The organism is Candidatus Dependentiae bacterium, from assembly GCA_035445995.1.
GTDB lineage: Bacteria > Babelota > Babeliae > Babelales > Vermiphilaceae > DAOMRS01.
On sequence record DAOMRS010000001.1, the window covers coordinates 199,589 to 219,120 of the forward strand.

Genomic DNA, 19,532 nt, shown 5'->3' on the forward strand with positions numbered 1-19,532 from the left:
ACAACCGTACAAGATACATGTGAGTAGGGAGTGGATATGTTTCTGCGATTAATATTTTTTTTAGTACCAATGATGTGTTTCCAAGATATATGCCATGGTATGAAGAGATCATATGAACAAGCATTTCAATCATCGATTATACCGTTTCACGAAACTTCTGTTCAATTAGGCATCTTTGAAACCACTGGATTACCGGAAGATATTTGGAAAGAAATTATTGATCAAGCGTATGAACCTATGGAGCTATTATTAACCACATCGTATATATACACAGATTTCCAAACAGCTAATAATAAATTTGATCAATTCCTGAAAATGTTTGCAAAGCTACGTGCTATCAATAGGTCACTCAATAAATTTTTTTTGCTCAATAAGCTTTTGCTAGCAAAAAAAATAGGACAGGAAGACCCTAATTTTAGCAAATCACTTAACAAATGGTTAATAGACGGTTATTTACAGAGGATGGTAAGAAGAAATAATCATGGTTGGGTGCAATTATTACTGCAATTAGGGGCAGATGTCCATGTAAAAGAGTGCGGGAAGAACACACTATTGCATCAGGTTGCTGCTGGTTGGTATGCTTCGTATGCAAAGCCAGAAATTATAAAGTCATTGGTGTGCGCAGGAGCACAGGTAAATGCAAAAAATACACAGGGTTTTACTCCGTTACATTTGGCAGCAGGGTATGGTGCTCCAGAAGTTGTAGAAGTATTAGTGCAGGCAGGAGCAGATGTAAATATAATGGGTCCAACAGGAAGAACGCCGTTACATTTGGCAGCGTATAAAGGTCGTTTAAATATTAGTTATCAAGTTGATGTTGACGGAAAAGCTATAAAACTATTAGTGCAGGCGGGGGCACAAGTAGATGTGAGAGATAACGCTGGGGACACACCATTACATTTAGCAGCTCGTGATTGTCATAATCCAAGAAATATAGAATTATTAGTGCAGGCAGGAGCAAAAATAAATGCGAGGGATCCACTTGGTAACACGCCATTACATCTAGCTGCTAGAGGTTGGTATGGAACACTAGGATTCTGCAGACCACAGGTTGTAAAACAATTATTGGCTGCAGGAGCTCATAAAGAAGCAAAAAATAATGATGGAAAAACACCATTAGATGTAGCGGTAAATGAAGAAATTGCGCAATTAATACACGAATATAAAAAAGATTAAGGATGTTTAATGCAAGATAATAAAACAACCATACAAGATATCAAAAATTTTATGCGGCAGTTTGTAGCGGAACGTGAATGGACTCAGTTCCATACACCCAAGAATCTGAGCATGAGCTTGAGCATAGAGGCTGCAGAGTTAATGGAGCTATTTCAATGGTGTGATAATAATGCATCATGGGAACTAGCGCGTGCCAAACGTACTGAACTCGAGCATGAAATGGCTGATGTGCTTGCGTATCTTATTTCTCTGGCCAATGTGTGTGAAATAGATTTAAGTGCTGCTTATGCAAAAAAGATGGCGTTAAATGCTGAAAAATATCCGATTGATAAGGTCAAAGGACGCTCTGACAAATATACTACCTATCGCGAATAATAATTTGGTATATTCAATTTGGTAATTCTATAGGGCTTACAGCCATTGCATAGATATATTAATGTAGTATTATAAGGGATACTTGAAAAAGTATCTTATTTTTTTGGTATGGTAGGGCTATACATAATGAATATTTTTAAATTATTGATGTTGGGTTTATTGATGATGCATAGCATTGTCACATGTACCACGCAAGAGGTCTTGCTACCCACGGTTAATCATCAAGAAGTTGTCAAGCATGCAGAGCGTATCACGCGTGATGTCCAGTTACGTAAGGCGCTTTTGTATACGGTAGGGGGAATGACATGCGGTGCATTTGCATTTGAGGTGTATTCGATTGCACATTCTTTTGCTCATACGCAAGAACAAAAATCAAATACCGTTCAACCTGAAGTTACTCCGCCATCTATTTCTCCAGCAGCTGATTATTTTAGTAAGTTTGGTTCTTGGGTAGCCAGTACGGGTAAAAATATTTTGGGCATTACTATTATGGCAGTTGTTTATGAATTTGTATCACATACTATTAGTGATTCAATGAATCATATTATTTATACTCAATCGATCAAAAGTTTTGATACGCATTGTTCGCGCTGCATACCCTTAATGCAACATATGCAAAAAGATATACAGCGCGTATTGAATCATCGTTCTTCTGGTCGTGGTTCTACTATTGATAAAGATAGTTTGATATGCGTAAGTAGGCGTTTGGTAGAACGGGCAGAAAAATTGCTCGGATACATGTATGCAAAAAAAATGAATTTCTCTATACCACTACAACAAGAAGCCTCACGAGTTGAGCAACGAGTAAGTATGAGTATTGATGAATTTTCATTAGAAATACAGCCTTTGTTGACAGTAGCAGAAGAAGATATTGATTATCTTGACCTGTTACATGTTTTGCAAAAATATGAAAACATATTGAGCAATGAAATAGAACATTTTCTATTTATTGAAGAAGATAATCAAGAGCAATAAATTAACTTGATTTCTTAAATCCATTAATAATTTGTTGCGTGTGATTGTTGACATCTACTTTGGTAATAATATCAACAATGGTTCCATTGCCATCAATTAAGAATGTTTTTCGCTTAGTCAAAAAGCCATGCACGCCATATGCCCTGAGCGTTTTCTTATCCGCTTGCAGAAGTGGAAATGGTAACTGATATTTTGTTTTGAATTTTTGTTTGCTCTTAGTCGATCCGCTACTTATGCCAAGAATAGTGATACCTTCTTTTTTTAGTGTTGCAAAATTGTCTCGTAAGTTACAAGCTTGTTTGGTGCAGTATGGGGAGCTATCTTTTGGATAAAAGTAAAGCGCGACTTTTTTACCACGCAGAGCTGATAATGTATGGACGTTGCCTTCACTGTCTAATAAAGAAAAATCTGGTGCAGCATCATGAATTTTTATTTTTTTGCCCCAAGCGCATGGTACAAAACATATGCATACAAATGTGCATATGAGTGTATACACCATTAATTTGTTTAACATGATACTCCTTTGTTATTTTAGCTTACATCATACAGTAAGCTTTGTTATACTCACTACTTTATACCATACTAAGTAGCGATAGAAATATATGACACACGATAATGATAAAAATACTCCATTAATGCAACAATATCATGATATCAAAAATGAATATCAAGATGCATTATTGCTTTTTCAAGTTGGTGATTTTTATGAACTTTTTTACCAAGATGCGCAAAAAGCTGCTGCATTTTTAGGAATTGCACTTACTGCACGTGGCAAAAATAAGGGAGAACCTATTCCTTTATGTGGTGTGCCGGTTCATGCATTGGATCATTATGCATCAAAGTTAATTAAGGGTGGTTTTAAGGTCGCAATTTGTAACCAGCTAGAAAAACCACGCCCCGGTACCGTAGTCAAGCGCGGTGTAACACAAGTACTTACACCAGGAACACTTACAGATGCAAAGTTGCTTGATGAAAAATCTGCTTCTTATTTATTTTCATTATTTCCGATGCAAGATCAGTGGGGATTATTGTGTGGGGAATTATTAACTGCACAATTATTTGCAACGGTATTGCCCGCACAAGCAGAAAAAGTTTTGGAATCAGAATTAATTCGCTTCTTTCCGGATGAAATCATTATACCACGTAATCAGTCGGGACAAGCACTACAAACATATGTAAAAAAACTTGGTTATTTTACGACTGCTATTGATGTAGATATTGCACAAGAACAAACTGAAATTGATGCGTGGTTGCAACAACAGTTTAAGCCACAAGTTGTGAATACAATACAGCAACAGGAAGCATTGCGATTAGCCCTATATTATTTTTATGCATATGTACGGAGAAACCAAGCAGTTGCATTGGGACAATTCAATCATGTTCATATATATAAGCCTGATGATTTTTTACTATTAGATGGTGCAACTCAACGTAATTTGGAACTTGTCAAAAATACACAAGATGGAAGTCATAAAAATACGTTATTTTCAGTTATAGATGGTGCGACTACTGCTATGGGTTCCCGTATGATCAAAAAATGGTTGCTTCGTCCGTTGGTCAAGCAAGAAGCCATTGTGCAACGACAAGATGTAGTGGACGCTTGTATGCAGGATGTCTCATTGGCACAACAATTAGAAGATCGCTTGAAGCAAATTGGTGACATTGAACGTGTAGTTGGCCGTATTGCATTGCACCGTGCACAATTACATGATTTTGTTGCATTGTTACATGCGCTTAATGTGTTGCCAACCATAGTTGCACTTTTGCAGCCGTATACACACGTAACATTATTTCAGGTTATTTTAAGCCAGATAACTGATTTTACAAGATTACATGGTTTGTTACATGCAGCAATTAATGTAGATAGTAGCAAAGATTGGATTATTCAATCAGGTTTTGATGCGCGTTTAGATGAATTGCGTGATCTTGCTGCAAATGGTAATCAGAAGATCGTTGAGCTTGAAGCTCAAGAGCAACAGGCTACCGGTATTGGCTCTTTGAAGATTCGTTATAATCAAGTGCAAGGGTATTATATTGAAGTTACTAAATCTAATACTGATGCAGTACCAATGCATTATAATCGCATGCAGACATTAGCCGGCAAAGAACGCTATATGACTGATGAATTACAGTCATTGCAGGGTGCTATATTGCGAGCACGAGATGAATGTACTGCAGTTGAGCAAGAGGTATTCAATCGCGTTAAACAAGAAGTAGTTGTGTATATAACGCCATTGCGTAAGTTAGCACATGCATTAGCACATCTTGATGCATTATTAGGCTTGAGTAAGGTGGCATATAATAATGGCTATGTCCGACCTGTATTCAACCAACACAGAATTGTTCACATTACGAATGGTCGTCATCCAGTGGTTGAGCAACAACAAAATAGTCGCTTTATTCCCAATGATACGATACTTAATGATCAAGAGTCTTTATGGATTATTACTGGCCCCAATATGGGCGGGAAATCTACCTACTTGCGTCAGGTGGCATTAATAGGCATTTTAGCACAGATGGGGTCATTTGTTCCTGCCCAAGCTGTACAATTACCATTGTTTGATCGTGTATTTACGCGTATAGGTGCAGGGGATAATTTAGCAGAAGGTAAAAGTACCTTTTTGGTAGAAATGGAAGAAACGGCATCTATATGTGCTTTAGCGACTCAACATAGCTTGGTAATTTTAGATGAAGTTGGCCGTGGTACCAGTACGTTTGATGGATTGGCTATTGCTCAATCTGTAGTTGAATTTTTGTATGAACATATTGGATCCCGCTGTTTGTTCGCAACGCATTATCATGAATTAACCCATTTACAGGAACGTTATCCAGGGGTGGTGAGCTATTATGCAGCCAGTAAGAAAACAAATCAAGGTATCGTGTTTTTATACAAGATAATAAAAGGGGTTGCTGATGGTAGCTTTGGGGTAGAAGTGGCTAAATTAGCCCAATTGCCACCACGTGTTATTGCGCGTGCCCAAGAACTTGTCAATCAGCTGGATGTAAGCCATAGTTTGCCGGTCCAGGCCGCATTGGCTCAGCCGGTGGTAGGCTTAGAATCGCAAAAAATAGCCCAGCTTGAATCAGAAATGAGCGCCTTAAGGCAAGTCCTCGGGCAAAAAGAGCTACTATTACAGAAACTCCAAACCATTGATTACAATGAATTGTCCCCTAAAAAGGCATTTGATGTATTATGGGAGCTTAAAGAATTACAAGGATAGAGATTTCTATTAGTAATGAATGGCTTAAAATGCTATTTTATACTGGACCTGGCATAGCTTCTATGCTAGAATGATAGCATCAATAATCCAGAATTATTACGTAATATAGATTCAAGTCTTGCAGATTATAGGGTCATTTGATGGAACAAATTAATTCAGTCTCAAAATTCGCTATTTTTCAAACCGGCGGTAAACAATACCAAGCAATCGAAGGCAAAACTGTTGCCATAGAGAAACTTGAAGGTGAAGCTGGAACACCGGTTCAATTCAATGAGGTGCTTTTCCGTAAGAATGCTGATGGAGTTTTTGAAGTAGGTACACCACACCTTACAACTCCAATTAAAGCATCTATCGTTAAGCAGATGCGTGGACCAAAAATTACCGTTTTTAGGTTTAAACGTCGTAAAAAAGTACGTGTAAAGCGCGGGCATAGACAACCGATTACCGTGGTTCGTATTGAATCAGTGTAATATAATAGTTTATTAAAAAATTGTAGGCATAGAATCAGATTGATTTTATGCCTTATTTTTTTGCCCAAGCAAAAAGCCCGCTTTTTATAGCGGGCTTTCAATATTCAACTTAACCTATAACCTTAGTTGTAACGGTTATAGTTGCTGCCGCCTGAGCGACGATCGTTGCTGCGCGGTTGAACTGGGCGAGCTTCGTTCACTTTAATGTTACGACCTTTAAAGTCTGCACCATTTGCGCCTTGGATTGCTGCATTGCCTTCGTCATTTGAACTCATTTCAACAAAGCCGAAGCCTTTTGATTGGCCAGTGAATTTGTCGGTAATGATCTTAGCTGATACTACAGTACCATGCTGAGAAAAAAGGTCTTTAAGTTCGTTTTCAGTTGCTGAGTAAGGCAAATTGCCGATATATAATTTCATAAAAATACTTCGAGAGAAAAATGTTATTCAATATTCTAATTCAATTGGTTTGGGATATTTCTATCCAGGATACTTTACGCGAGCCACGATTCCTTTCTACAGAAAATAATACGATTCATTTACATACCTTAGTATACCATACTGATACAATAATTAAACAACTAATTTATAAATGAGGCTTACAGATCTGCCAGTTGTTTCAGGTTGTCATTATGGCCTGCAAAGATGAGCTTATCATGTGCTTTGACCACGTGCCCCGGGTCTATAGATATAACGTTATCATCTTCTTTCAAGCCTATGCAATAGACCTTATAATTGACAAATAATGCCAGGTCTTTCAAGCTTTTTCCTACAAAGCTTTTGGGCGCTCTAATTTGGCTGATAGAGAAGTCTTTACTCAGGCGTATCAGGTCAATAAAGGGGGAGCTAAGGTTATCGGCAACTTTTATACCAATTTCTTGCTCTGGTAAAATGACTCGGTCAGCACCTACAATGGTCAATATTTCTTTATGTATATCATTGATAGCGCGGGCGATAACTTGTGGGATATGTAGTCGTTTTTTGAGTAGAGCAGTAATCAGGATAGACTGTGCAAAGTTTTCACCTGTGGCAACAATCACCGTATCCATCTCATCTACCCCTACGCTACGTAGTGAATCTTCGTCGGTGACGCGCATACAGATGGCTTGGGTAACACTATCTCTAATCGAAGCTACAATTGATTCATTGCTATCGATGGCCATAACTTCCATGCCGTTATCGGCAAGCACTTTTGCTACTTGTTGGCCAAATCGTCCTAATCCAATAACACAAAATTTCATACCATATTCCTTAATTAATTAACCAAGCATAACACGTTCTTCTGGATATTTTATGCGCGTAGTGGACTCAGTGCGTTTTCTGAATTTTAGACCCAGTATGAGGGTGAGTGATCCAATACGGCCAACGATCATATTCATAATAATGAATGCCTTACCAATAGGCGATAAATGTGATGTTAACCCAAGTGAAATACCTAGATTGGTAAATGCTGTAACTGACTCAAATAATATTGTTAAAAATGGAGTATTTTTTTCCGTAATGAGCAGGCAAAATGTGGTAAAGATAATACACGTAAATCCAAACGCAATTATTGCTATGGCTTTGTATACTTGTTCAAGAGGTATTTGCCTACCTTGTATTTCTGTTGAAGTTTTTCCGGTAATTGCAGCTTTTATGGTAGCTAAAAAAACAGAAAATGTAGTAATTTTAATCCCGCTACCAGTTGATCCCGGTGATGAACCGATAAAACCTGAAATCATGATCATGAGTAACGTAGCAAGTTGTAATTGAATGGGTACCATTGTAACAAAGCCTGTACTTTTAAATGATACCGCATGAAAAACTGAATTAAGTATGCTGAGTGGTACATTCAAATCAAGTAAGGTATTATCATGCTCAAGTATCCAAAATATGATACTAAATATGATTATCAGCATGATTGATACATAGATAATGAGCTTGCTGTGTAAAGAGAATTTATAACGTTTTTTACCTATGTAGGCTTGTATACGTCGGAGAATTTCGCGCCAGGTAACAAATCCAAATCCGCCACAAAACATAAGCATAATTGTTGCTGCAAGCATTAACCAATTGCGTTGGTAATCAATCATTTTAATGGTAGTTGTTATGCCAGCATTACAAAATGATGAGACAGCATGGAATAATGCATAAAACCAAGCGTGATCAATTGATGCGTGATCTATGGCATTGTAAATAAGTAAGGCACCTATTAATTCGGTACCAAGAGTCAAAATAATAATAAATAATAAAAGTCGCTTTACATTGTTCCACGAATCAATTTCTAAAATTTGACCAGCCATTAACTGTGCGCCCATGCCGATATTTACAAACAATGTGATTAAGAATACGGTCATGGTAATCAAACCGAGGCCACCAATTTGAATAAGTGCCAAAATGACAGCTTGTCCAAAAAACGTAAACTGATCAAGGGAGATGGTAAATAGCCCGGTAACGCAGGTAGCAGATGTTGCGGTAAAGAAAAGATCAATTAATGGAACAGAGGTGACGCGTGAAATAGGTAATAGAAGACAAATTGTACCAAGCAAAATAGTTGTTATTATAGAAAGCAATAATATACGTCCGGGGGGAATGTGGGCTAAATTCTTGGCGCTCATTATGATTCCTTACTAAAAAATATGGTTTATAACTTAAAACATCTACATGTTTTTAATGAGTAAACAACCATATGGTACCAATAATCATGACGAGCATACAAGTCATGACAGTATTAAAATAAGTATCGATTGATTTTTGAATGTGTTCACCATATATAAAAATGATGATGGCATACAGAAAGAAGCGAGCGCCTCGTGCAATAATAGAGCATATAATAAATGGAATCAGTGATAACTTAAAAAATCCTGCAGTCAGGGTTGCGGCTTTATATGGTATTGGCGTAAATCCTGCTGCCAAAATTGCCCAGACTTCATATTTTTTATACCATGCAGAAATTGTTGCAAAATTTTCAGGAGAAAGAATATGGCTAACAAATCTATTGTGGATTATTTGTTCTCCTGCCATATCCCACAAAAAGTACCCAATAAAATACCCGGTGATACCACCTAAAACAGATGCTGCTGTTGCAATTGTTGCATAATAAAATGATCGTTCACGCCGCTTGATGCAGTATACGATGAGCATGGGGTCAGTAGGCAAAAAAAAGATTGCTTCTAAATAGAAAAGAAACCCAAGCATAAAATCTGCATAAGGTTTATACACATATGAACCCATCCAATCATATAGGTCTCGCATGAATCCAAACACAAGATCTCCTTTAAAATAAAGAAAAACTAAATTAAGAGATCTTTAAGATACGGTACAATGTTGTCAATTGCAATACGTTCTTGTTTGGTTGTATCACGATTACGTGCCGTAACACTGTTATCAGTTTCACTATCAAAGTCATAGGTAAAGCATACTGGTGTACCTATTTCATCTTGACGGCGATAGCGTTTGCCAATTGAACCACTGTCATCAAATATGAGTTCAAGACCTAATTTCTTTTTAATATCATGATAAATGGCTAGTGTTTGATCGTTGAGTTTTTTGCTGAGTGGGAAGAATGCTGCTTTGACTGGTGCAATTTTTGGATTAAGTTTGAGCACAATACGTTCTTCGCCTTCGACTATGTCTTCTGAATATGCATCGAATAATAAGGTAAGGAACAATCGGTCGGTACCTACTGAGCATTCTACTACATGTGGAATGTATGATTCTTTAGTTTCATCATCATATACACGCAGATCCTTACCGGAATATTCCATGTGTCGGCGTAAATCATAATTACCACGGTCTGCAATACCTTCCAATTCTTTCCAACCAAATGGAAACTCATATTCTACGTCAACGCACTTAGTTGAGTAGTGTGCAAGCTCATCAGCGCCATGTGGCCGCAAGCGAATTTTACTTGGATTGATACCAATAGTGGTATAAAATTTTTCGCGGTGTTCAGTCCAGAAGGTGAAGAATTTATCAGTATCTTCTGGTTTACAGAACCATTCTAATTCCATTTGTTCGAATTCACGCATACGAAATAGGAATTGTTTTGGTGTAATTTCATTACGGAATGCTTTGCCAATTTGAGCAATACCAAATGGAACTTTAACACGATTGGTTGAAAGGACGTTTTTAAAATTTACAAAAATAGATTGTGCTGTTTCAGGACGCAAATAGGCAGTGGTAGCATTTTCTGCAGCGGCACCAACATCTGTTTTAAACATCATGTTGAATTGTCGCACATCGGTCCATGCTTTTTTACCACAATGTGGGCACGCTTTATTCAAATCGATATGATCGGCACGATAGCGATGCTTACATTGCATGCAATCTACCATTGGATCATGGAATCCTTCTAAATGTCCAGATGCCTCCCACATTGCTTGTGGGCCAAGAAGCGCACCTTCTAAAAATACTACATCAAGATGGTTGCTTGATATGGCAGAACGCCATGCGTTACGAATGTTTTGCTTCATGAGTGCGCCCAAATGTCCGGCATCATATACGCCGTTTAGGCCGCCATAAATTTCTGCAGACTGGTAAATGAACCCGCGGCGTTTGCAGAGTGCAACAAGTTTTTCTAAGGTAACTGGGCTTGTTTGAGAACTCATGAAATATGCTCCTTAAGCTTTATATTTGTGATTAGTATACCGTGGAATGAGCACTTTTAAAAGTAGATGGTAGAGACTTCAAGCAATTAGTTTGTCAATTACAGCTGTGGTGTAGGCTGGCCTTTCTGTGTATTTAGGGTACACTAGAAACCTATTGACTTACTCATGTTTACAAATAGCAAGGGAGATTGCATGAAAAATCGTCATATACTCATTTCATATATTTTTCTTTTTCTGACAATAGTTATTTTATTTTTGTTTGGTTATTTATTATATAAGCGACAACAAAGAATCGAACAAGCAAGCGCGCAGATATATGATGATGTAATGCGGGTTGCTATTGATGTGCCGACTCCTGAGCAAAATGTGGTTGAACGTGTGGTGACTAGTTCACAACTATGGCGTCCAATTCAGGAGAAGGTAGAAAATACTGTTGTACAAATTTTTTCACAAATTGCAGAACTTGATTTATTGCAGCCCTACAAAACACCAAAACAGGGAACTTCATCGGGTAGTGGTTTCTTTATTAATGCTGATGGGGACATTATTACCAATGCGCATGTAATTGATCAAGCAAGTGCCATTTGGATTCAAATTCCAGCATTGGGCAAACGAGTACTTGATGTTGAAGTGCTCGGTGTAAGCCCTGAGCGGGACCTTGCGTTATTACGTCTGACTCCGGATAGTTTACAACAAATTAAAGATGAATTAGGTACAGTGCCTTATTTGAAAATTGGGGATTCTGACAAAGTATTACGCTCAGATGAAGTTCTTGCGCTCGGGTACCCATTGGGTCAGCAATCGCTCAAAAGTACAACCGGTGTAGTAAGCGGGTTTGAGCATCGTTGGATTCAGACCAGTGCGCCAATTAATCCAGGTAACTCTGGAGGTCCACTGCTCAATACGCAAGGTGAAGTTGTTGGAGTAAATAATGCAAATATTCCTGGAGCACAAAACGTAGGGTATGCAATTCCTATCAGTCAGCTGGAAATTATCTTGCCTGATTTGTATAAAGTTAAGTTATTACGCAAACCATTCCTTGGCATAGTATTTAATAATGCAACTGATGCATTGACCGAATATTTGGGTAATCCGGCACCAGGTGGTGCATATATTGTTGAGGTAGTTTCCAACAGTACGCTCGACAAAGCTGGGGTCAAGCGTGGTGATATGTTGTATGAGATTAATAATCATAGACTTGATATTTTTGGGGAGATGCGTGTGCCATGGTCAGAAGATAAAGTTTCATTAATTGACTATGTATCACGCATATCTATCGGGGAAGAAATTAAGCTTGTTGTGTACCGCAATGGTGAACGCAAAGAATTAAAAGCTATCTTTGAGCAAGCTGAATCACAAGGCGTATCTGAGTTTTATCCAGGATATGAAGAATTAGATTATGAAGTATTTGGTGGTATGGTAATTACACCACTCACGATTAATCATTTACAATTACTTGGTAGTCATGCGCCTGGCCTTGCAAAATATATGGACATGAAAAATCGCAATGAACCAACATTGATTATTACACATATTTTCCCAAGTTCGCATTTGTATCGCTCACGCGCTGTTGCCGTTGGTTCAACTATTCATGAAGTGAATGGTATTAAAGTAAGCAATTTGCATGAGTTCAGAAATGCATTGCAACAAAAAGGCGATAACAAGTTCTTTACCATGCGTTTATCAGACAATGTTGCGCGCAGATCAGAAAATGTTATTGTTGCGCTTGAATGGGATAAGTTGATTGAACAAGAACCAAAACTTGCACATGATTATCGCTATCCAATGACAAATACAACCAAAGAATTGCTTGCTGCTGCACAAGCGAATAAAGCATTGCAGAAAGCGACAAAGACTGCATAGATTGAAGAATTATGGCTTCCAAAATAATACGTAGGATTAACTATTTATGTGTTTGCAAAGGTTATTATCAATAACATTCTTGGTATCATTTCCGTTGTATTCTTACTCAATGGGGCAATCTCCAAACGATAGATCATCGAGAGGATTTTGGAATATATTTAGTTTTTTTCATCGACAAAGTGATGAAATGATTGATGGTCTAATTGAAAGTGTAGAAGACTTTGTAGGTGTTGAAGTCGAAGATGTAAATAACTTTGTTGCCATTGAAGATGAGGATGTAGCAGATCCTACTTCCTCGGATGAAGAATCATCTAAAACATCTTCTGTGCAAGATAGGATTATAATGCCTTCCGAATGTGCCCAGACATTAGATTCTCATATAGAAAATACACCAGATCAGCAGTCTATTGTAGAACATAATCAGTTGATACCACATTTTACATGTGCTTTAAAATATTTCTCTCAAGTAGATGCGATAGAACGTAAAGTAAAAAAATATAATACAATAATGATAGGTTCTTTTTATGGAGGTATGGGTAGATATACATTAGCTCGTGCTATAGCATATAAATTAGGGTTGCAAGAGGTATTAGTTTCTTCATATAGTTTAGTTGGTAAGAATCCAGAAGAAACAAGCAAATCAATAAGTAATGTATTTGAGCAGCATGCTCAACAGGAAAATGTAGCGTTGATTATAGATCATATGCACGTATTATCATCAGGAAGCGCTCGATATTTTAATAAGAAATTAAATTTTGAGATGATAAAACAGGGTGTAGCTATATTGAGAGCGGGATGTGAACGGAATATACTTATTGGAATAAGCGATCATAAATCATATTTATTACCAGTTAAAGCTTGGCATATTGAGTTAGAGATACCTTGTGCTGAGCAACGTGTTGAAATAGCACAAATTATGTTTGCAGACCATAACGTTACATTTGCAGATGAACATGCAGTGGATGTATTGCGAAAGATAATGCATAAATCCGAGCTTACGCCAAAAAAAATAAAGGAATTTGTAGATAAAACAATTCAAATGACGAATGAATGTGGCGATAGTTCTCGAATTCAATCAGTTCATGCTAGACATAATCTTGTAATTACAGAAAAATCGCTGTGGTATGCAGCAAATAACAGAAAACAAATGGCACGCTGTTTATTAGCGGATCTTAATGCGCGTTGTGAAAATGACAAGATTTTTACTAAGATAGTTAATCGATATTGTGTGGGGATCAAACTTGCGGACAAGGAATTAACGCAGTTGGTAGAGCATATTCGTCAGCAAGATTATCGTGGAAAAAGCGATACAGATAAACCAATTGTAATTACGAGAGATTTATGCAGAAGATATTCTACCATATTATGATGAGATGAGTTGGTACCATATGGCAAAAGAAAAAAAGCGCCTTGATCACTTGGTGCATGAGCTCTATCCACAGTACAGTAAGCAACAAATACAAAGCTGGATTATGCAAGGTAAAGTATTTGTTGATGGTAAAAAAATTGATAAACCTGGTACTATGCTAGCATCTGATGTAACAATTGTATGTCATGCCGAAGAACCAAAGTTTGTTAGTCGTGCGGGTTTTAAGCTTGAAAAGGTGCTTGATCACTTTGGGATTGATGTGACTGGTTTGGTAGCACTTGATGCAGGATTGTCTACTGGTGGGTTTACTGATTGTTTGTTACAGCGTGGTATACAAAAGGTATATGGTGTTGATGTTGGGTATGGCCAAGTTCATGAAAAAATCAGAGTTGATCCACGTGTTGTAGTTATGGAACGTATTAATTTACGTGAATTGCCTGACCTTGGTGATTCGATTGATTTAGTGACACTCGATTTATCATTTATTTCTGTGCTTAAAGTTATGGATGCTGTTAATAAAGTTATTGCACCTCAGGGGCAATTGCTTGTGCTGATCAAACCGCAATTTGAAGCACGAAAAGAAGACGTTGGGCGTGGTGGTATTATTAAAGATAGTAAGATACATCAAGAGGTAGTTGAGCGTGTAACGCAAGGAATTATTGCACATGGGTTTAATTGTATTGGCGTGATAGAATCACCCATTCTTGGTGGATCAGGTAATAAAGAATTTCTTGCATATTTCAGAAAAAATTAAGGGATGGTAGGTGAAACGTTTTGTATGGTTGGTTTTTATTGTATTGCACATGCATCCTATGGCGCAATGTAATATAGGTCAACTAGTTGATAGTGCATATATATCCTCTGTGCAATTGTTGCAGCGTATACCAGAACAAGATGAGCATGTCATAGTCAAACTGGAAGGGAATTTTGTTTGGGGGCAGGTTCATTCTGTATATAATGATATGTGTGTAGTGGCGTGTAAATCTACACGCGCAGGCATACAGGGAGCTGCATTTTTACTGAGTGCTATATATACCCTGGATATACAAAAAAAGGAATAATATGCGCATATCGATCACGCTATTTTGTTTATTGAATTGTATGGGATGTTTGGCAGATGACATATATGATATGGCGATCACAAATACTCAATCAGAACTTGATGAATTAGAAAAAGGTAAAAAAATAGGTGCGCAGGTTTCTGTGCCATGCAATAAGCAATTGGTAAGCTATGCAAGTTTGGGAGTTATACCACACATTAATGAATATGTGGTTGTACCAGTAGTTACCATCTCAGACTCCGATCAAAAACATACTAAGTGGGTATGGGGCAAGGTAATCGCGCGCAACCACTATATATTTGTAGTGCAGTCATCTAAGTATGGGGGTTCATACTATACTGAATACAATATGTACAAGATGGTGAAGAAATCTTGTGAAATCCTACACATCGAATAATTAAAAGTACTAGCAGAATACTTGGTTTTTAAGGGTATTTGTGCTACATTTTATGCATGTGCGCCTGTAGCTCAACAGGATAGAGTAGCGGTCTTCGAAACCGTTGGTTGCAGGTTCGAGTCCTGCCAGGCGCACCAGTCATTTCCTCTAGAAATGACTGGCAGGCCATTCAAAATGAATAATTTCTTTAATAATTTTCATTAGCGCTTGTAGCTCAGTCGGATAGAGCGACAGATTCCTAATCTGTAGGCCGCAGGTTCAATTCCTGTCAAGCGCACCAGTCATTTCCTACAGAAATGACTGGCAAAACCAGTATTTACACAGACCAAATCGAGTCTAATTTTAGTATCACTAAATTAGTAATTTTTTGTACTACATCGCCATTTTTATTAAGGCGATGTATTGTTTTTTTTGCATGATATGCATTTTGTAAATCTGCCAATGAATACATATCTTTAAATTCTTCACATAAAGGGATTTCCTGCGTTTTACCATAGCCGTGATCATAGCCACGAGCTTCAATAATTAGATTTTTTTCTATATCACTGATTACTATTACGTGTCCAGGGATATAGATAATATCACCAGGTTGTATGCGGTCATTTGGTTGTAGAGGTTGCAGTGTCTTGAGTGCGGTCATTGTATTTTTACAAAAGTATGGGAGTCCATTTAGCTGTGCTGCTCGCGCGATTAAACCTGCACAGTCAAATCCGGTTTTTGTTTGTTGTACGTTATGTGGAATTGCATAATAAGTACCGGTGTTATTATGTGGTAAGGTACATGTTTTTTTTAAAAAATTCTGTGTTTGGTGTGTAGTCGTAAAGCTGCACCCTCCCCATACATAAGGTATTGCATGTTTGTCAGGATGGGCCCATTTTTTGAGTGTTGCTACAAAATTATCTTTCTGTTCTTGATGTGATGTGCTTGGTAATACACATTTTTCTCGTGCAACATATGTTAAGACCATAGTATAGGTATCTGGATGGAATATATATAATCCAATCTTTTTGTGTGTTATTGTATCTGGGTCATATACAAATCGCGTGCCTACAGAGAATGTCAATTTTGTTTTTGGATCCGTGTATGGCTCGACAAGAATTGCTATGTGTTGTGGTATAGCGCGATACGTTGTCTTTGCGACAACAGGTTGGGGGAATAAGCGCATATCTACTTGGTGTTGTTGTAGCGTATGTACAGAAAGTAGATTTTTTTTTGCGGTCCAGAAAGTATTATGTTTTACATTGCTTGCTTGTGTGCAATAAAATACTTGTGGTACCCGAATATGTACTTCTTCACCGTGTTCAGCTATTACTTCAACCATCTCATTGAATAGTAATTGATGAATGCGCGGACATACGCGGCCTGCTTGTGCAGCAGTTCCGGCACCGCATAGAGGTAGGGTGGCGTATGACTGATGAATGGACTGATTTGCATACCATTGTTGCATGGGCTGGCCGACAAGGTCTGCAACAGGTACAATAGTAATTGCTTTATGTGTTGCATCAGATATGCAAGGTAACAAAAGACACAGAAGTAATAATGTAAAATGTTTTTTTATATGTACCATAGCTTTTCCTTATCAGTTATGCTGATTCTCTAATTTAGTATGCAGTATTGCGGTATGGTGTGAAAAGAGATAATTAATCATTTCATCTTGAAACCCTTGAGTAGTTGATATTACAAATAGTATTATAATATAGAGTGGATTAGGGTGAGGTGAGGAGAAGTAACATGAACAAAATTAATATAATTACTCTTATATGCATAGTATTTTTTCCAATACAAGCGCAGGATGTGCATATTGATAAACAATGGGCATGGGTGTACCGTAAAGCATTTGGCTTTCAAGAGTTGACACAAAGTAGTGAGAAAAAAGAGCTATTATTTGCAAAGAAGGATATTCCATCATTTTCTCAATTAATTTTTTCTTGGAATGCAATACGACCTACTAGTGGATATTTTTCATTTTTTGTACAAGCACGCGATGCTCGTACCAAGCGATGGGGCAAGTGGCATCACATGATTGATTGGGGTGCACGCATACAAAAATCGTACCTTACACAATCGGATGGCCATACGCAATATAGGCATGTACGTTTGGAAGTAGAGCGTAATAAACCAACTGATGCATTTCGCATAAAAGTTGGTGCAAAAAATGGTGCAGATCTTTCATTACTTAAAAGTGTAACCGTATCTCTAGCTGATTATAAAAAATTTAAGCCAGAATCATTTGATTGTGCAGGGTTACCCTCAGTTCATGTGCGTATGGTGCCAAAAATAGCGCAATTTGCTTTGGATCACCCTGATGCGCATCGCATTTGCTCGCCAACATCTTGTTCTATGCTGACTAGTTTTATACTTGGTGAACAGATTGACCCGGTACAATTTGCAGATCGTGTTTTTGATCAAGGTCTGGATATTTTTGGTAGTTGGCCATTTAATGTGGCGCATACATTTGAGCATTGTGTTGACAAGGCGTATATTTTTACCCGTCGCTTGAATAGTTTTGCTGAGTTATATCGTCAGTTAAAGCGTGGCATTCCTATTGTAGTTAGTGTGCGTGGTGAATTAGAGGGAGCTCCCAAAGTATATGAGAATGGACATTTACTTGTCGTAGTGGGCTGGGATGCAAAGACTCGTTCGGTTATTTGTCATGATCCAGCGCATGAATCTCCTGATGATACCTTGAAAAAATATTCAATCAAGAGCTTTTTACCTGCATGGGAACGTTCGCATCGGCTAGTATATTGGACTGAGCCCCTACGTGAGGCATAGTTGAATAACTGAAAACAAAATAGGTGCAATAAAAAAGCTTAATTTCAAGTCAAGCCATAGGTATTGTTGACTATTTGAAATTTGAATTGATACAATAATGGTAGAAGCAATAGATGCGCAATCAGTAAAGGGGTGGAAAATGATAAATAGATTATTATTTATTGTGTGTAGTATGAGTATGATAACTTGTGTTGCTGCAAAACACAATCAAATTAACAAAGTTTTTTATCACAAAGGGAATGAGCAAAGTGTACATGTTGAACTTGCCAAAATTGCGCTCTATTTTACGCACAAACCACAAGTAAGAGTGGATAATACGCAGGCAATGCAAGGGATACAAAAATTAGTTTTTCATTTTGAGGATACCTATATTGATAATCAGTTACTACGTAAACTGATTCAAAATAATGCTATTGGGTATAATATACAGGCTCAACAGAATAAAAAGGGTGTTGATATAACTGTGTCGTATAAACCATCTGTTGTAGCAATTTCGTATGATACATTCCAGTCAATTAGTATGCAGCCAGGTTTAGTGATTCATTTTTTTAACCAAGCAGTACTTGATACCCTCAATAAAGTTGAGCGCCCGATTTTGCAAACAACGTCGCTGAATGTAGGTAAAAAAAAAGTGGTTATAGATGTAGGGCATGGTGGAACGGATACGGGGACATGCTGCTTTGGGCTTAAAGAAAAAGACGTAACACTTACTATTGGTAAAAAATTAGCACAACTTTTACGCAAACAAGGTATCAGTGTGGTCATGACGCGCATTACTGATTGTACATCTCAGCTTGATGAACGCACGACCCTTGCCAATGCTACTGATGCTCAGTTACTTGTTTCTATTCATGCAAATTATGCGAGTAATGAGGCGGTAGAGGGTATTGAAACGTTTTGCATACAGCCGTATCTGCTACAGCCACAACAAATTTTTTTTGATTCAGCAAATGCATTACTGATACAAAATATTTTTTTAACTAGATATAATGCGAGCCATCAGCTAGCTCAATTAGTGCATAAAAATGTAATTAATACGGTCAGCAAGCAAGTTCCTATACATGATCGCTCGATCAAATATGCTGTACCACAAGTGTTGCTTGGTGCACATATGCCAGCAATTTTGGTAGAAGTCGGATTTTTATCAAATAAAAAAGAATCCATGCGATTGAAAAACAATATGTATACGCAGCAGTTGGCACAAGGGTTATGCAAAGGAATATGCGATTATTTACACGGATAAAATAATAGTATATCTTTGC

General features: G+C 37.6%; 19 protein-coding genes and 2 tRNA genes. 14 read left to right on the top strand and 7 right to left on the bottom strand.

Features of this window, described 5'->3' with window-relative positions:
- Positions 1-36: 36 nt before the first annotated feature.
- The 3 genes from PK943_01035 to PK943_01045 all read left to right on the top strand — a co-directional run bounded on the left by PK943_01035 (position 37) and on the right by PK943_01045 (position 2,526).
- Complete coding sequence (locus PK943_01035) at positions 37-1,176, top strand: ankyrin repeat domain-containing protein (GenBank protein HRN77798.1); 1,140 nt, start codon at positions 37-39, stop codon at positions 1,174-1,176.
- Positions 1,177-1,185: 9 nt separating this feature from the next.
- Entirely contained in the window at positions 1,186-1,551 is a 366-nt protein-coding gene (locus PK943_01040) for a nucleotide pyrophosphohydrolase (GenBank protein ID HRN77799.1), read from the top strand.
- A 126-nt stretch (positions 1,552-1,677) separates the two neighbouring features.
- Positions 1,678-2,526, top strand: coding sequence for a hypothetical protein (locus PK943_01045; GenBank protein ID HRN77800.1), 849 nt, complete (start codon positions 1,678-1,680; stop codon positions 2,524-2,526).
- Position 2,527: 1 nt separating this feature from the next.
- On the opposite strand, the gene PK943_01050 is transcribed toward PK943_01045, so the two are convergent.
- Positions 2,528-3,040, bottom strand: a complete 513-nt coding sequence (locus PK943_01050; GenBank protein ID HRN77801.1) for a peroxiredoxin — start codon at positions 3,038-3,040, stop codon at positions 2,528-2,530.
- Between the two features lie 88 nt (positions 3,041-3,128).
- Here PK943_01050 and mutS point away from each other — a divergent pair, with 88 nt between their 5' ends.
- Positions 3,129-5,747: a DNA mismatch repair protein MutS gene (gene mutS / locus PK943_01055; protein HRN77802.1), complete on the top strand. Its 2,619-nt coding sequence runs from the start codon at positions 3,129-3,131 to the stop codon at positions 5,745-5,747.
- 140 nt (positions 5,748-5,887) lie between these two features.
- Positions 5,888-6,217: a 50S ribosomal protein L21 gene (gene rplU / locus PK943_01060; protein ID HRN77803.1), complete on the top strand. Its 330-nt coding sequence runs from the start codon at positions 5,888-5,890 to the stop codon at positions 6,215-6,217.
- Between the two features lie 122 nt (positions 6,218-6,339).
- Here rplU and PK943_01065 read toward each other — a convergent pair whose 3' ends face one another.
- From PK943_01065 to PK943_01085, 5 genes are all read right to left on the bottom strand, one after another.
- On the bottom strand, positions 6,340-6,636 hold the full coding sequence (locus PK943_01065) for an RNA-binding protein (GenBank protein HRN77804.1): 297 nt from the start codon (positions 6,634-6,636) through the stop codon (positions 6,340-6,342).
- A gap of 179 nt (positions 6,637-6,815) precedes the next feature.
- Positions 6,816-7,457 carry a TrkA family potassium uptake protein gene (locus tag PK943_01070; GenBank protein HRN77805.1) on the bottom strand — a complete coding sequence of 214 codons (642 nt, stop codon included), beginning with the start codon at positions 7,455-7,457 and terminating at the stop codon, positions 6,816-6,818.
- An 18-nt stretch (positions 7,458-7,475) separates the two neighbouring features.
- Positions 7,476-8,813 (bottom strand): potassium transporter TrkG, encoded by a 1,338-nt coding sequence (locus PK943_01075; GenBank protein HRN77806.1) that lies wholly within the window; start codon positions 8,811-8,813, stop codon positions 7,476-7,478.
- A gap of 52 nt (positions 8,814-8,865) precedes the next feature.
- Entirely contained in the window at positions 8,866-9,462 is a 597-nt protein-coding gene (locus tag PK943_01080) for a YqaA family protein (protein ID HRN77807.1), read from the bottom strand.
- A 26-nt stretch (positions 9,463-9,488) separates the two neighbouring features.
- Entirely contained in the window at positions 9,489-10,805 is a 1,317-nt protein-coding gene (locus PK943_01085; protein ID HRN77808.1) for a glycine--tRNA ligase, read from the bottom strand.
- Between the two features lie 192 nt (positions 10,806-10,997).
- Between PK943_01085 and PK943_01090 the strand changes: the two genes are divergently transcribed.
- The 7 genes from PK943_01090 (at position 10,998) to PK943_01120 (ending at position 15,775) form a co-directional block, all read left to right on the top strand.
- Positions 10,998-12,668, top strand: coding sequence for a trypsin-like peptidase domain-containing protein (locus PK943_01090; protein ID HRN77809.1), 1,671 nt, complete (start codon positions 10,998-11,000; stop codon positions 12,666-12,668).
- A gap of 187 nt (positions 12,669-12,855) precedes the next feature.
- A complete protein-coding gene (locus PK943_01095; protein HRN77810.1) occupies positions 12,856-14,037 on the top strand; it encodes an AAA family ATPase in 1,182 nt (393 codons plus the stop codon).
- 19 nt (positions 14,038-14,056) lie between these two features.
- Positions 14,057-14,791 carry a TlyA family RNA methyltransferase gene (locus PK943_01100; protein ID HRN77811.1) on the top strand — a complete coding sequence of 245 codons (735 nt, stop codon included), beginning with the start codon at positions 14,057-14,059 and terminating at the stop codon, positions 14,789-14,791.
- 10 nt (positions 14,792-14,801) lie between these two features.
- Entirely contained in the window at positions 14,802-15,098 is a 297-nt protein-coding gene (locus tag PK943_01105; protein ID HRN77812.1) for a hypothetical protein, read from the top strand.
- Between the two features lies 1 nt (position 15,099).
- A complete protein-coding gene (locus PK943_01110; GenBank protein HRN77813.1) occupies positions 15,100-15,495 on the top strand; it encodes a hypothetical protein in 396 nt (131 codons plus the stop codon).
- Between the two features lie 60 nt (positions 15,496-15,555).
- Positions 15,556-15,632: transfer RNA gene (locus tag PK943_01115), tRNA-Arg, on the top strand.
- 66 nt (positions 15,633-15,698) lie between these two features.
- Positions 15,699-15,775: transfer RNA gene (locus PK943_01120), tRNA-Arg, on the top strand.
- Positions 15,776-15,811: 36 nt separating this feature from the next.
- On the opposite strand, the gene PK943_01125 is transcribed toward PK943_01120, so the two are convergent.
- Positions 15,812-17,062 (bottom strand): hypothetical protein, encoded by a 1,251-nt coding sequence (locus PK943_01125; protein HRN77814.1) that lies wholly within the window; start codon positions 17,060-17,062, stop codon positions 15,812-15,814.
- A gap of 164 nt (positions 17,063-17,226) precedes the next feature.
- On the opposite strand from PK943_01125, the gene PK943_01130 reads away from it, so the two are divergent.
- Together PK943_01130 and PK943_01135 are read left to right on the top strand one after the other, a co-directional pair.
- On the top strand, positions 17,227-18,270 hold the full coding sequence (locus PK943_01130; protein HRN77815.1) for a C39 family peptidase: 1,044 nt from the start codon (positions 17,227-17,229) through the stop codon (positions 18,268-18,270).
- Positions 18,271-18,409: 139 nt separating this feature from the next.
- Positions 18,410-19,513: an N-acetylmuramoyl-L-alanine amidase gene (locus tag PK943_01135; GenBank protein ID HRN77816.1), complete on the top strand. Its 1,104-nt coding sequence runs from the start codon at positions 18,410-18,412 to the stop codon at positions 19,511-19,513.
- Positions 19,514-19,532: the final 19 nt, after the last annotated feature.

Coding starts and splice junctions, on each gene's coding strand:
- PK943_01035 (HRN77798.1), top strand. CDS start 37: ATGTTTCTGCGATTAATATTTTTTTTAGTACCAATGATGTGTTTCCAA.
- PK943_01040 (HRN77799.1), top strand. CDS start 1,186: ATGCAAGATAATAAAACAACCATACAAGATATCAAAAATTTTATGCGG.
- PK943_01045 (HRN77800.1), top strand. CDS start 1,678: ATGAATATTTTTAAATTATTGATGTTGGGTTTATTGATGATGCATAGC.
- PK943_01050 (HRN77801.1), bottom strand. CDS start 3,040: ATGTTAAACAAATTAATGGTGTATACACTCATATGCACATTTGTATGC.
- mutS (HRN77802.1), top strand. CDS start 3,129: ATGACACACGATAATGATAAAAATACTCCATTAATGCAACAATATCAT.
- rplU (HRN77803.1), top strand. CDS start 5,888: ATGGAACAAATTAATTCAGTCTCAAAATTCGCTATTTTTCAAACCGGC.
- PK943_01065 (HRN77804.1), bottom strand. CDS start 6,636: ATGAAATTATATATCGGCAATTTGCCTTACTCAGCAACTGAAAACGAA.
- PK943_01070 (HRN77805.1), bottom strand. CDS start 7,457: ATGAAATTTTGTGTTATTGGATTAGGACGATTTGGCCAACAAGTAGCA.
- PK943_01075 (HRN77806.1), bottom strand. CDS start 8,813: ATGAGCGCCAAGAATTTAGCCCACATTCCCCCCGGACGTATATTATTG.
- PK943_01085 (HRN77808.1), bottom strand. CDS start 10,805: ATGAGTTCTCAAACAAGCCCAGTTACCTTAGAAAAACTTGTTGCACTC.
- PK943_01090 (HRN77809.1), top strand. CDS start 10,998: ATGAAAAATCGTCATATACTCATTTCATATATTTTTCTTTTTCTGACA.
- PK943_01095 (HRN77810.1), top strand. CDS start 12,856: ATGATTGATGGTCTAATTGAAAGTGTAGAAGACTTTGTAGGTGTTGAA.
- PK943_01100 (HRN77811.1), top strand. CDS start 14,057: ATGGCAAAAGAAAAAAAGCGCCTTGATCACTTGGTGCATGAGCTCTAT.
- PK943_01110 (HRN77813.1), top strand. CDS start 15,100: ATGCGCATATCGATCACGCTATTTTGTTTATTGAATTGTATGGGATGT.
- PK943_01125 (HRN77814.1), bottom strand. CDS start 17,062: ATGGTACATATAAAAAAACATTTTACATTATTACTTCTGTGTCTTTTG.
- PK943_01130 (HRN77815.1), top strand. CDS start 17,227: ATGAACAAAATTAATATAATTACTCTTATATGCATAGTATTTTTTCCA.
- PK943_01135 (HRN77816.1), top strand. CDS start 18,410: ATGATAAATAGATTATTATTTATTGTGTGTAGTATGAGTATGATAACT.